The 12,256-nt window shown below is 57.5% G+C and carries 12 protein-coding genes; 8 read left to right on the forward strand and 4 right to left on the reverse strand.

The window, feature by feature from the left end:
* Positions 1 to 30: 30 nt before the first annotated feature.
* The 6 genes from nosR to R6W86_RS18085 all read left to right on the forward strand — a co-directional run bounded on the left by nosR (position 31) and on the right by R6W86_RS18085 (position 7,881).
* Positions 31 to 2,196, forward strand: coding sequence for a transcriptional regulator NosR (nosR, locus tag R6W86_RS18060; RefSeq protein WP_410330733.1), 2,166 nt, complete (start codon positions 31 to 33; stop codon positions 2,194 to 2,196).
* 65 nt (positions 2,197 to 2,261) lie between these two features.
* Positions 2,262 to 4,157 (forward strand): TAT-dependent nitrous-oxide reductase, encoded by a 1,896-nt coding sequence (gene nosZ, locus R6W86_RS18065; RefSeq protein ID WP_410330734.1) that lies wholly within the window; start codon positions 2,262 to 2,264, stop codon positions 4,155 to 4,157.
* 129 nt (positions 4,158 to 4,286) lie between these two features.
* Positions 4,287 to 5,555, forward strand: a complete 1,269-nt coding sequence (locus tag R6W86_RS18070) for a nitrous oxide reductase family maturation protein NosD (protein WP_410330735.1) — start codon at positions 4,287 to 4,289, stop codon at positions 5,553 to 5,555.
* Complete coding sequence (locus R6W86_RS18075) at positions 5,552 to 6,484, forward strand: ATP-binding cassette domain-containing protein (RefSeq protein ID WP_410330736.1); 933 nt, start codon at positions 5,552 to 5,554, stop codon at positions 6,482 to 6,484. The genes R6W86_RS18070 and R6W86_RS18075 overlap by 4 nt, the downstream gene beginning before the upstream one ends.
* Positions 6,481 to 7,311, forward strand: a complete 831-nt coding sequence (locus tag R6W86_RS18080) for an ABC transporter permease (protein WP_410330737.1) — start codon at positions 6,481 to 6,483, stop codon at positions 7,309 to 7,311. Before R6W86_RS18075 ends, R6W86_RS18080 begins: the two co-directional genes overlap by 4 nt.
* Before the next feature lie 15 nt (positions 7,312 to 7,326).
* Positions 7,327 to 7,881 carry a nitrous oxide reductase accessory protein NosL gene (locus R6W86_RS18085; RefSeq protein ID WP_410330738.1) on the forward strand — a complete coding sequence of 185 codons (555 nt, stop codon included), beginning with the start codon at positions 7,327 to 7,329 and terminating at the stop codon, positions 7,879 to 7,881.
* A gap of 104 nt (positions 7,882 to 7,985) precedes the next feature.
* Here R6W86_RS18085 and R6W86_RS18090 read toward each other — a convergent pair whose 3' ends face one another.
* The 4 genes from R6W86_RS18090 to R6W86_RS18105 all read right to left on the reverse strand — a co-directional run bounded on the left by R6W86_RS18090 (position 7,986) and on the right by R6W86_RS18105 (position 11,451).
* Positions 7,986 to 8,567 (reverse strand): DUF6448 family protein, encoded by a 582-nt coding sequence (locus R6W86_RS18090; RefSeq protein WP_410330739.1) that lies wholly within the window; start codon positions 8,565 to 8,567, stop codon positions 7,986 to 7,988.
* A 148-nt stretch (positions 8,568 to 8,715) separates the two neighbouring features.
* Positions 8,716 to 9,855: a helix-turn-helix domain-containing protein gene (locus R6W86_RS18095; protein ID WP_410330740.1), complete on the reverse strand. Its 1,140-nt coding sequence runs from the start codon at positions 9,853 to 9,855 to the stop codon at positions 8,716 to 8,718.
* A 24-nt stretch (positions 9,856 to 9,879) separates the two neighbouring features.
* Positions 9,880 to 10,872 carry a GTP 3',8-cyclase MoaA gene (moaA, locus tag R6W86_RS18100; RefSeq protein WP_410330741.1) on the reverse strand — a complete coding sequence of 331 codons (993 nt, stop codon included), beginning with the start codon at positions 10,870 to 10,872 and terminating at the stop codon, positions 9,880 to 9,882.
* Between the two features lie 93 nt (positions 10,873 to 10,965).
* Entirely contained in the window at positions 10,966 to 11,451 is a 486-nt protein-coding gene (locus tag R6W86_RS18105; protein WP_410330742.1) for a hemerythrin domain-containing protein, read from the reverse strand.
* 166 nt (positions 11,452 to 11,617) lie between these two features.
* Between R6W86_RS18105 and R6W86_RS18110 the strand changes: the two genes are divergently transcribed.
* Positions 11,618 to 11,833 (forward strand): hypothetical protein, encoded by a 216-nt coding sequence (locus tag R6W86_RS18110; protein WP_410330743.1) that lies wholly within the window; start codon positions 11,618 to 11,620, stop codon positions 11,831 to 11,833.
* Complete coding sequence (locus R6W86_RS18115; protein WP_410330744.1) at positions 11,830 to 12,249, forward strand: YbaN family protein; 420 nt, start codon at positions 11,830 to 11,832, stop codon at positions 12,247 to 12,249. The genes R6W86_RS18110 and R6W86_RS18115 overlap by 4 nt, the downstream gene beginning before the upstream one ends.
* Positions 12,250 to 12,256: the final 7 nt, after the last annotated feature.

Genomic DNA, 12,256 nt, shown 5'->3' on the forward strand with positions numbered 1-12,256 from the left:
TCAATAATCTACCAAGCTTTTGATATACCGATGTATAGGGGGCTCTCTCTCGTGGGCTTAGCAGTTCGAAGCTTTGCAGTATTTCTTCTTACCCTTGTCAGTACTGCCGTTCTGGCCATACCAGTGGGCCAGTACGAGCCCGTATCAGGCCGGCAGGTTATCGAGAAGGCGTTGCCGTCGGTGACTGAAATAGTGCCGAGAGAGGGCAATCGCGCCATTCAGGAACTTTATGCCGGAGACGAACTGAAGGGCTACGCCTACCAGTCCCTGGATTTCGTACAGACCCCTGCATACTCCGGTAAGCCGGTCAACGCTATGGTGGTGCTCGATACCGAGGGCACTATCCTGGCCGCCAAGGTCATCCACCATGACGAGCCCATCCTCCTGGTGGGCATTCCCGAGAGCAAACTGCACGTTTTCACCGACCAGTACACGGGGCTCAAGGCTGACCAGCGGGTCACCGTGGGCGGCACCTCCAACGAGCGCAAGGTTGCCGTCGATGGCCTGTCCGGCGCAACCGTCACGGTCATGGTCGTCAACGAAGTGATCATGCGTACCGCCCACCGTGTCGGCGTCGAGCTGGGCATGGTCGAAGGCGGCGAAAAAGCGCGTCCGCCGATGGCCACCGTCGACAAACAGGCCTTTGAGCAGAAAAGCTGGACCGAGCTGACCGGAGATGGTTCCATCCGCCGGCTGCTGCTGACCAGAGGGCAGGTGGACGATTCCTTCAAGGGCACGCCGGCCGAAGGGGTCAATGCGGCTCGCAAGGGGCAACGGGACAGGCCTTTGATCGACCTGTACACCGCCTACCTGGATGCGCCCACCATAGGCCGTAATCTGCTGGGCGAAAGCCAGTACCAGTGGCTGACGTCCGAGCTGAAGCCGGGCGAGCACGCCATTGCCGTGATGGCCAATGGTAAATACTCCTTCAAGGGCTCTGGCTACGTGCGCGGCGGCATCTTCGACCGTATCCAGATTCGCCAGTTCGGTGACACCTTCAATTTCCGTGATCTGGATTTCTATCGGCTCAGCGATGTCTATGCCGAGGATATCCCCGAGTTCTCCGAAATGGCGATCTTTATCATTCGCCAGCAATACAACTTCGATCCGGGCACGCCCTGGACACTGGAACTGACGGTCAAACGTCAGACCGGCCCGCTGGACAGCGAATTCCAGGTATTCCCCCTCGAATACCAGCTGCCGGACCAGTACTACACCCGTCCGGAACCGGTGGTTACCGAGGAAGAATGGCTGGAGTCCCAGCCCATGTGGGTGCAGGTTTGGTACCAGAAAGAGTTCCAGATCATTGTGCTGGGGCTGGGCATCGGTGTGCTGCTGTTTATCCTGTTCTTCCAGGACTGGCTGGTGCAGAAGCCGAAGATGATGCGCTGGATCCGCCATGCCTTCCTGACCTACACGCTGTTCTTTATTGGCTGGTATGCCCTCGGGCAGCTGTCCATTGTCAACGTGCTGACGTTCGTTAACAGCCTGATCAGCGGGTTCAATTGGGAAACCTTTCTGATCGATCCGGTCATTTTCATCCTCTGGGCCGTGGTGGCCGGCATCATCCTGCTGTGGGGGCGGGCGGTCTACTGCGGCTGGCTGTGTCCTTTTGGTGCCTTGCAGGAGCTGCTGAACGAGATCGCCCGCAAGCTCAAGGTACCCCAGTACACCGTGCCATTCGTCGTGCACGAGCGGATGTGGGCCATCAAGTACATCATTCTGCTGGTGCTGTTCGGGGTGTCGCTGGACTCCATGGCAACCGCCGAGCGCCTTGCCGAGGTAGAGCCGTTCAAAACCGCAATCACGCTGAAGTTTGACCGCAGCTGGCCTTTTGTCACCTACGCCGCTGTATTGTTGGTGGTGAACCTGTTCACCCGAAAGGTGTTCTGCCGGTACATGTGCCCGCTGGGCGCAGCGCTGGCGTTGCCGAGCAAACTGCGGGTGTTTGACTGGCTCAAGCGCCGGAAGGAATGCGGCAATCCCTGCCGGCTCTGCGACCACGAGTGTGAGGTTCAGGCCATCCATCCGGACGGGCACATCAACTACATGGAATGCCATTATTGCCTGGATTGCCAGATGACCTATTTTGATGACCACAAGTGCCCACCGCTGATCGTCAAGCGTCGCGGTAAGCGCCGTGGTCACAATGCACCGGGCCACCCGGAGGAAATCCCCGTGGTTCAGGTGTCCTGAGCCGTTCCAAAAAAAGAAAGCATGAGAAGCAAAAACCGCCATAACCAATAACGGAGTTGGATGCTATGAAGAAAAGAGATGATCTGTCCCAAGGTGCTCCCGAAGTTCCCGAGGGTGGTCTCAGTCGCCGCCGGTTCATGGGTGCTGCCGCCTTGGCCGGTGTTGCCGGTGCCACCGGTCTGGGTACCGCGGTGATGAGCCGTGAAGCATTTGCTGCTGCCGCCAAGGAGGCCCGCAACAAGGCTGTGATCCATCCGGGTGAGCTGGATGAGTACTATGGCTTCTGGAGTGGTGGTCATCAGGGTGAGGTGCGCGTACTTGGCGTTCCTTCCATGCGTGAACTGATGCGGATTCCGGTCTTCAATGTGGACTCGGCCACGGGCTGGGGTATCACCAACGAGAGTAAGGAAATCCTCGGTGGCGACCAGCAGTTCCTGAACGGTGACTGTCACCACCCGCATATCTCCATGACCGACGGTCGTTATGACGGCAAGTACTTGTTCATCAACGACAAGGCCAATACTCGGGTAGCGCGGATTCGTCTGGATATCATGAAGACGGACAAGATCACCCACATCCCGAATGTGCAGGCGATCCACGGTCTGCGTCTGCAGAAAGTGCCCCGTACAAAGTATGTTTTCTGTAACGCCGAGTTCGTTATTCCTCAGCCGAACGACGGCAGTGAGTTCAGCCTGGAAAACAGCTACACCATGTTCAATGCCGTAGATGCGGATACCATGGAAGTGGCCTGGCAGGTAATCGTGGACGGCAACCTGGATAACACCGATGCCGACTACACCGGCAAGTACGCCGCCTCCACCTGCTACAACTCCGAGAAGGCTGTAGATCTGGCCGGCACCATGCGCAACGACCGCGACTGGGTTGTCGTGTTCAATGTTGAGCGCATCGAAGCGGCGGTGAAAGCGGGTAACTTCAAGACCATCGGCGACTCCAAGGTGCCGGTGGTGGACGGTCGCGGCGATTCCGAGCTGACCCGCTACATTCCGGTTCCGAAGAACCCGCACGGTCTGAACACCTCTCCGGATGGCAAGTACTTCATCGCCAACGGTAAGCTGTCTCCGACCTGCTCCGTCATTGCCATCGACAAGCTGGATGACCTGTTCGACAACAAGATCGAGCTGCGTGACGCCATCGTTGCCGAGCCTGAGCTGGGCCTTGGACCGCTGCATACCACCTATGATGGTCGTGGTAATGCCTACACCACGCTGTTCATCGACAGCCAGGTGTGCAAGTGGAACGTTGCCGATGCCATCAGGCACTATAATGGCGAGGATGTGAACTACATCCGCCAGAAGCTGGATGTTCACTATCAGCCGGGCCACAACCACGCCTCCCTGACCGAGTCCCGGGATGCCGATGGCAAGTGGCTGGTGGTGTTGTCGAAGTTCTCGAAAGACCGCTTCCTGCCGTGCGGCCCGTTGCACCCGGAAAACGACCAGTTGATCGACATTTCCGGAGAGGAGATGAAGCTGGTTCACGATGGCCCGACTTACGCCGAGCCGCACGACTGTATTCTGGTGCGTCGTGATCAGATCAAGACCAAGAAGATTTACGACCGTGACGATCCTTACTTTGCCTCTGCGGTTGAGCAGGCGAAGAAGGACGGAGTGACTCTGGAAGCCGATAACAAGGTGATCCGTGACGGCAACAAGGTGCGTGTTTACATGACCTCTGTTGCGCCGCAGTACGGGATGACTGAGTTCAAGGTCAAGGAGGGCGATGAGGTCACGGTTTATGTTTCTAACCAGGACACCATCGAGGATGTGACTCATGGTTTCTGTATGGTGAACCATGGTGTGAGCATGGAAATCAGTCCGCAGCAGACGTCTTCTGTGACCTTTAAGGCTGGGAAGCCCGGGGTGTACTGGTACTACTGCAACTGGTTCTGTCATGCGCTGCATATGGAGATGGGTGGTCGCATGATTGTTGAGAAGGCCTGATCTTCTCTTCGCCGGGACTCATTCGTGGAGTCCCGGCTTTTCCCCTGAGACCGGGAGGAGCAGTCTCCTCTCGGATTGCCGGACCTTGGGTCTGGGACCCGCTAATTTTTATCTCTCAGAGAAATATTGATGTATTCACTTTTGCGTTATGGGGTGGCCCTGTCAGTCGCTCTCTTATCGCTGACCGCGAACGCGGACCTGCAAGAAGAGCTTGATGCCCTGAAACCGGGCGCGTCCTTTGAGCTTCCTTCCGAGCAAATTTCGCCTCTGGCTATCCGGGTGCCTGGCGTGACCGTGTCGTGTCATCCCGATACCGTGATTGACGGGGGCGGGCAGGGGAATGCCGTGGATATTGAGGCCGAGGAGGTGACGTTTTCCGGTTGTACGGTGCGCAACTGGGGTAGCGATCTGAACGAGCTGGACGCGGGGATTTTTGTGGCCCGGGAGGCGCGGGGCACGGTTATCGAGAACAATCGGTTGCAGGGGCCGGCGTTCGGGGTCTGGCTGGATGCGACGCCGGATGTGACGGTCCGCGAGAATACCATTCGCGGCGATGCCAGTATGCGTCCGAATGACCGGGGTAATGGAATTCATCTGTTCAATACCACCGGGGCGCTGATTGAAGGGAATGACATCCGTCAGACCCGGGATGCGATTTATATCGAGACGGCCAATAACAACACGATCCGGGGTAATGAGATGGCGGATCTGCGTTATGGCATTCATTACATGTACTCGATGAATAATCTGCTTGAGGACAATGTCACCCAGGGTACGCGGACCGGGTATGCGCTGATGCAGAGCAAGCGGCTGAAGGTGTTCAACAACCGGTCGGTGGATGATGAAAACTACGGGATTCTGATGAATTTCATTACCCAGTCGGAGCTTCGGGGTAATGTGGTGACCGGGGTTTCCCAGGGGCAGACCGGGGGTGTGGCCATTTCCGGGGCCGAGGGGAAGGCGGTGTTTATCTATAACTCGCTGTATAACACCTTCGAGGGTAATTATTTCGCGGACAGTAACATCGGGATTCATCTCACGGCCGGTTCGGAGGATAACCAGGTGTTCAGCAATGCCTTTGTGAACAACCAGCGCCAGGTGAAGTATGTGGCCACCCGGACCCAGGAATGGTCAAAGGAGGGTGAGGGAAATTTCTGGAGTGATTACCTGGGCTGGGACCGGAACCAGGATGGGATCGGGGATGTGCCCTATGAGCCCAACGACAATGTGGACCGGCTGCTGTGGAAGTATCCGGAGGCGAAGATTCTGATGTTCAGCCCGGCGGTGGACACACTGCGCTGGGTGCAGGATGCCTTCCCGGTGGTCAAGGCTGCCGGGGTTGCCGATTCCCATCCACTGATGCGAATTCCCGCTGATCTTCAACCGGAGAGCCAATGAGCTGTTTTCGTCTTGAGAATGTGAGTTACCGGTACGACAAGAGCCTGGTACTGCATGGTATTGACCTGCGCCTTGAGCCGGGCGAGATCCTGGGGCTGTTCGGTCATAACGGGGCGGGCAAGACTACCTCGATCAAGCTGATTCTGGGGCTGATGCAACCGACCCAGGGCACGGTGTCGGTACTCGGCGGCCAGGCCGGTGATCCGCAGGTGACCCAGTACATCGGTTACCTACCGGAGAATGTGATGTTTTACCCGCAACTGACCGGCCGGGAGATTCTGAATCATTTTGCGCGGCTCAAGGGTGCCTCCTTGCGCCAGGTGCCGAAGCTGTTGGAACAGGTGGGGCTGGGCGATGCCATGGACGCCCGCACCAAGACCTATTCCAAGGGCATGCGCCAACGTCTGGGTCTCGCCCAGGCGCTGCTCGGCAAACCAAAACTGCTGATGCTGGATGAACCGACCGTGGGCCTGGATCCGGTGGCCACGGCGGATCTGTACCGGCTGCTGAGAGATCTGCGGGACGAGGGCACGGGCATTGTGCTGTGCTCCCATGTTCTGCCCGGGGTCGAGCCTTACATCGATCGCGCGGCCATTATCACCGACGGCTCCTTGAAGGCAGCCGGAGATCTGACGGCATTGAGGAGGCAGGCGAATATGCCGGTGACCCTGTCGCTGGACCCCGCCCACAGTATCTCGGCGCTGGAAAAGGTGATCGACAGCGCCGGAACCAGCAGTGGCCTGATGATCAAGACCGATAACGGGCGGTTGCGTGTGGATGTGCAACCGAGGGAGAAAATGGCCTTGCTGCAAACGGTAATGGCATCGGGCGAGGTGGCGGATGTCAGCATTCACCAGCCTAGTCTGGAGGATATCTATGTGCACTTCATCGGCTCGGGTGGCTTGGCTCATCGGGGAGGCAGCCAATGAACAGTATCTGGACCATTGCCCGCAAGGAACTGAGTGACAGCCTGCGCAACCGCTGGCTGATGGCCATTTCTCTGGTGTTCGCTACCCTGGCACTCGGTATCGCCTGGTTCGGCGCTGCCGCTTCCGGCCAGGTTGGTTACGCGTCCACGCCGGCCACCATCGCCAGCCTGGCCAGCCTGGGGATCTTCCTGATTCCCCTAATCGCACTGCTGCTGGCGTATGACGCCATCGTCGGGGAAGATGAGGGCGGTACGCTGTTGTTGCTGATGACCTACCCGCTCAGCCGCAGTCAGTTGCTGCTCGGCAAGTTCCTCGGTCACGGCCTGACCCTGGCCCTGGCTACCCTGATTGGCTTCGGTGTGGCTGGAATAGCCATTGCGCTGTTGGTGGAGGATGTCGCTATCACCAGCCTGGCCATCGCCATGTTTCGCTTTATTGCCTCCACCGTGTTGCTGGGTTGGGGCTTTATCGCGCTGGCCTATGTGGTCAGTGTCCGCGTCAGCGAGAAACCCATTGCCGCCGGCCTGGCCCTGGCGATCTGGTTCTTCTTTGTGCTGATCTTCGACCTGATGCTGTTGGGTACTCTCGTGGCCAGTGAGGGCAAGTTCAACGCCGAGCTGTTGCCCTGGCTGCTCATGTTGAACCCGACCGACATCTACCGTCTGCTCAACATCGTTGCCTTCGGCGACACTGCGCAGCTCAGCGGCGTCCTCAGTCTCGGCGCTGATCTGCCCATCAGCGCCGCCGGCCTCTGGTTTGGCCTGGTGCTGTGGTTTGCCATCCCGCTGGCGGCCGCCCTGTTACTTTTCCGAAATCGTCGTATCTGAAAGGAGTTATCATTAATGAACCGAACCAAACTGAACTGGCTCCTCGCCGCCCTCGCAGTCATGACCCTCACCGCCTGTTCGGGTAACGAGGAGCAGACCACTGCCAAGCCCGCCCCGGTGCACTTCGAAAGCGGCGATGAATGCCACGTCTGCGGCATGGTGATCACCAACTTCCCCGGCCCCAAGGGTGAAGCCATCACCGAGAAGGATCAGCACGTCCGGAAGTTCTGCTCTACCAAGGACATGTTCGCCTGGATGCTCCAGCCGGAGAACGTTAACCGCGATCACACGCTCTACGTCCACGATATGGCCCAGACCGACTGGGAACACCCGGACGACACTGCCCTGATCGACGCCAGGGAAGCCTTCTTCGTGGTTGGCTCTGACCGCGCCGGCGCCATGGGGCCCACCCTGGCATCATTCGCTAGCGAGGATGCCGCCCACGAATTCATGATGGAGCATGCTGGAGAGGTTCTGAGATACAGCGAGATCACTATGGACCACCTGAATACAGGCATGCCGATGGGGAAGATGGACAGTTCAACTGCGGAGCATGCAATGGAACACTGAGGCGTGAACATTGGGTCAGATGAAGGTTTTCATCTGACCCCTTCTCCGGTGGCCGGTGAGAATGGTAAGCCTGCCTTGACTGGCGTCAGTCGTCGCAAATGGCGTCAGTGTTCACTGTGGGCACCGGCAACGATATTATGAATCTCCTCGATTGAGTGGACGTAACGGACGTAGTTGTCGACGAATTCACGGCCATCCGCCACCGACTCGGCGTTGGCGTCTCGCTCAGTTTTCTGGAATTGTTCTACGACATAACTGGTAACTTTCTCCCCCAGTTTCTTTGCCAGAGCATCCACGTTGCCTTCCGCCAACGCCTTGTCGGCGGCTTTCGCGGCGGCCGAAGCACTGCCAGCCGGTTTCAGTCCGGTAAAGGGTGCCCCTTCGGTGGCTCGGTGCAGGCGCACCAGGGTCTCGAAGAAATACTTGTCAGCCAGCTCCCGGGCCTTGGGATCCAGGCTTCGAACCTCGAGAGTACTGTTGAAGGCCATTGTCAGGTTTTTCTCGTCGTCCGGTCCGATCCATTTAAGAACCGGTGTCAGCGATTTTTTGTTCAATGCGGTTCTGGCATCTTCGATGACAGGGCCGTCCAGAGAATCACAGTGGGCGAAGCTGGCTGAACTCCACAGCAGTGCTCCGCTGAGTAGGGTGAGCGTGACGATTCGTTTGGTCTTGATAGAAGTTTTCATGAGGAACCTCTTGGTCTCGTAAGGCATTGATCGGCGATTTGACAACAGTGTGGAGATCGCCGGTTGCAAGCCCACTCTGGCTGAAAGTCGAGGCGTTTGCGTTCGGGTGCAGGAATCCGAACGTTCGGATAGTTAAACCGAACGGGAATCAGCCATTGTTTCGAAAGGAGCGACGATACTGGGACGGCGTTTTGCCAGTGGTTTCGCGGAAGAGGGTATTGAAGACCGACTTAGAGTTGAATCCGGACTCATACATGATATCCGTGATGGTTGCTTTCTCTGTCAGGTCGGCCAGACGCTGCCGCGCATGCTCTATCCTGTAGCCGTTCACGAACTCGTAAAAATTTCTGCCCATTTGTTGATTCAGAAATTGCGACAAGTCCCGGGGCGAAAGCCCTGCCAGGCGCGCCAATCGGTCCACAGTGAGATTTGAGTGCAAGTACGGTCGCTGTTCCTCCATCAACTGCCGGATTTGCTCTGTCGGCGGTTCTGGAGGTTGGCCTGCGGTACTGATTCTAGGGGCAGCGTCTTTACTCGCCGACGCCGGTCGAATACCGGCGAAGAGCGCAGGTTGCTGGAATGCCAGCACTGACATCGGAAGCAGGATTGCAATGCTCACCCCCGTTGTTGCGATGGTCAGCCACTCATGACTGCCCGTTACCCGCAGGATATGAGCGAGGAGGCAGTAAACGAGGCTGAGTGCCCAGGCTGTGGTGTAGGCAAGCAGCAAATTACGAAGCCAACCCAGTTCCTTGTTGTCCAGATCCGAGAAGATCTGCCGTAGTTCGACACCAAAACGGGATATTTTCTTCAGGGTCGCCGCCAGATACGCCAGCATGATGGTGTGAAGGGCAATTGCGAGAACTACAGAGTTCATGACCCCGGGGTAGCGGCTGTCGGACAGGACGCTCACCTGCTCTTCCGTGGACAGCCGGTAGTAACCGACAACGAACACCGCAGCGGCCCCGAGTACCGGTAGAAGATGGGCGAAGTGGCGCAGCCGCAGACGGAAGTCACGGTACATCACCGATTGGGCGTACAGGAATATCGCTCCGGGCTGCAACATTCCGAGGATGGTGCCCGTGAAGGCAGTTTCCGGATACCGCAATACGAAACCGGTCGTATGCAGGAAAACCTCGAGTAGGGTACCGGTCATGCCGGTGAGCATTACGGCCAGAAGCAGTCGGGGCAGGGGCCGCCTGCCCTTGAGTACAACACAAAGCAGTATCAGAAACAGGAACTGCGCAATGATGCCGTACAGTACGAGTTGGGGCAGTGTCAGAAACACAGGGGCTTCATGCTGTGGAATGCATCAACCCCCGGTCATGTTCATGAACCGCAGAATCTGCACATCCCCATTACTCGAGAAATGGTGGCGCTCCGGCTTCAGGTCCATGGCATTGATAATGGTCTCCCGCAGCTTGTCATCGGTCACCGGATTGCCCCGCAGAACCCTGCGCAGATCGACCGAGTGCTCGTTACCCAGGCACAGCAGCAGCCGACCTTCGACGGTCACCCGCACCCGATTGCAGGTAGAACAGAAGTTGTGGGAATGCGGTGAAATGAATCCGACCTTGATGGGGCTGCCCGGCATCCGGTAGTAACGGGCCGGGCCGCCGGAATCCTCGGTGGCAGGGACCAGTTCGTGACTCTTCCGGATAATGTCCCGGACTTCTTCGCTGGTGCACAGAGCCAGACCCCGGTCGTGCTCGGAAATTTCGCCCAGGGGCATTTCCTCGATGAAGCTGATATCCACCTGCTTCTTACGGGCGAATTCGATCAGTTCCGGGATTTCCTCGTCATTGCGGCCTTTCATCACCACGGTATTGAGCTTGATGCCCCGGAAACCGGCTTCGCGCGCGGCATCAATGCCGTCCAGCACCTGTGACAGTTTGCCGGTGCGGGTGATGTTGCGGAATTTGTCGGCGTCCAGGGAATCCAGGCTGATGTTCAGGCGATGCATGCCCGCCTTGCGCAGGGGCTCGGCCATGGTAGTCAGCTGGCTGCCATTGGTGGTCATGGCGAAGTCCCGCAGCCCGTAGGTGCCGATTTCCTTCACCAGTTCCAATATATCCTTGCGCACCATGGGTTCGCCCCCGGTGAGGCGAATTTTTTCAGTCCCCAGCGAAACGAAGTTACGTGCAACGCGGGCGATTTCTTCCAGGGTCAATACCTGTTGGCGGGGCAGGAAAGTCATGTCCTCGGCCATGCAGTACACGCAGCGGAAATCACACCGGTCGGTGACGGACAGGCGCACGTAGTTGACGGTGCGGCCAAAACGGTCTGTCAGTTTGCTCTGGGGCATCGGGTTGATCCTGTTGCCGCTTGTTTTTGATCTGAGTATAGACCAAGTATTGCAGATTGGATCAACTAATCCGATACCCCTCGGGAGGTAAGACTATGTATTCAGGCCATCGATGCGGCTAAACAGTACGTTGTTTTCCGTGTCGATGTGGTCCTTCAGATCTTGCCGGAACTGCCCGATTCCTTCATAGAGCCTGCGCCAGGTATTGCAGGCACCCTCTGGCAGTTGCAGTTGATTGGTCAGTTCGTCCAGGCGGGCGAGATCGGCGGTATGCTCGTCGTGCTCGGAGCGCATGATCGAGATCGGCCCCCTCGCCATGCCCGAGATGCCGCGCACGATCATCGGGAAGAGGATCTGCTCTTCCTTGGCCATGTGGTTTTCCAGTTCGGCCTGAATGGTTTCCAGGTGGGCACTCAGCCCGGTCGGGCAATCGGGGTGCCCGCTGTGAACCCGCTCTACCCTCTGGGCCAGGCGGATAATCTCCGGTAACTGGTCCCTGTGAGTGTCGTGGTAGCGGTTCAGAATGTGCTCGATCAACTGCTCTTCGGTGGCTTCCTCGAGCCAGGTCCGGGGTGTCATGGCATTTCTCCTTATACATTTAAATAAAGTGAATCTTTTTTGGGGGTAATCAGGAACTTCGGTCTGTGCCTGGGCTCTGTTCGGGATCACCATTGAGAGCAAGGGTTGAAAACTCTGAAAAGAAGTCTATAGAATACATATTAAGGATGTATTCGGGAGGTTTCAAATGGAAAAGCTGCTTTTCAGGGCGAACAGTGCGATGGTCTGGTCATTGCTGGGGCTCCTGCTCACGGTTCTGGTGGCTTACCCGCTGGCCCACTACTTTCCCATGGCGATCCAGATTCTGGCTCACGTTGGCACTCTGCTGTTCGCGGTGGGTATCAAGGTGGCCTATGTGACGCGGCTGGTTTTCCTGAGCCGTTTGGGGAGACCCGTCCATTGAAAGCAGGTAGAATAGATGCAGTGATGAATCATAGCGGGGACCCCGTCATGGGCGAGTCTTCCGGGAAAACCGGATTTCGGATTCTGGCGTATATCTCTGCAGGCCTGGCGGCTGTGGGCGTGGTTCTGCCGCTCCTGCCGACTACCCCTTTTATCCTGTTGGCTGCATTTTTCGCCAGTAAGGGGTCACCTGCCTTTGCCCAGTGGCTGGACGCTCATCCCCGGTTCGGACCGGCGATTGATAACTGGCGTCGCCGTCGGGTGGTGCCGGTCAGTGCCAAGGTTCTGGCCTGCAGCATGATGGCACTGAGCTGGGGCATGTTATTCCTGATGGGAGCTTCTCTGATGGTATTGGGTATTGTGGGCGCCTGTTTGGCTGCGACAGCCTGCTACCTGCTGACGCAACCGTCCTATTGAACGAATT

It is taken from the genome of Marinobacter sp. (genome assembly GCF_046484525.1).
GTDB lineage: Bacteria > Pseudomonadota > Gammaproteobacteria > Pseudomonadales > Oleiphilaceae > Marinobacter.

Bases quoted from the DNA above. Each gene is read 5' to 3' on its own strand.
- nosR (WP_410330733.1), top strand. From the start codon at position 31: ATGTATAGGGGGCTCTCTCTCGTGGGCTTAGCAGTTCGAAGCTTTGCA.
- nosZ (WP_410330734.1), top strand. From the start codon at position 2,262: ATGAAGAAAAGAGATGATCTGTCCCAAGGTGCTCCCGAAGTTCCCGAG.
- R6W86_RS18070 (WP_410330735.1), top strand. From the start codon at position 4,287: ATGTATTCACTTTTGCGTTATGGGGTGGCCCTGTCAGTCGCTCTCTTA.
- R6W86_RS18075 (WP_410330736.1), top strand. From the start codon at position 5,552: ATGAGCTGTTTTCGTCTTGAGAATGTGAGTTACCGGTACGACAAGAGC.
- R6W86_RS18080 (WP_410330737.1), top strand. From the start codon at position 6,481: ATGAACAGTATCTGGACCATTGCCCGCAAGGAACTGAGTGACAGCCTG.
- R6W86_RS18085 (WP_410330738.1), top strand. From the start codon at position 7,327: ATGAACCGAACCAAACTGAACTGGCTCCTCGCCGCCCTCGCAGTCATG.
- R6W86_RS18090 (WP_410330739.1), bottom strand. From the start codon at position 8,567: ATGAAAACTTCTATCAAGACCAAACGAATCGTCACGCTCACCCTACTC.
- moaA (WP_410330741.1), bottom strand. From the start codon at position 10,872: ATGCCCCAGAGCAAACTGACAGACCGTTTTGGCCGCACCGTCAACTAC.
- R6W86_RS18105 (WP_410330742.1), bottom strand. From the start codon at position 11,451: ATGACACCCCGGACCTGGCTCGAGGAAGCCACCGAAGAGCAGTTGATC.
- R6W86_RS18110 (WP_410330743.1), top strand. From the start codon at position 11,618: ATGGAAAAGCTGCTTTTCAGGGCGAACAGTGCGATGGTCTGGTCATTG.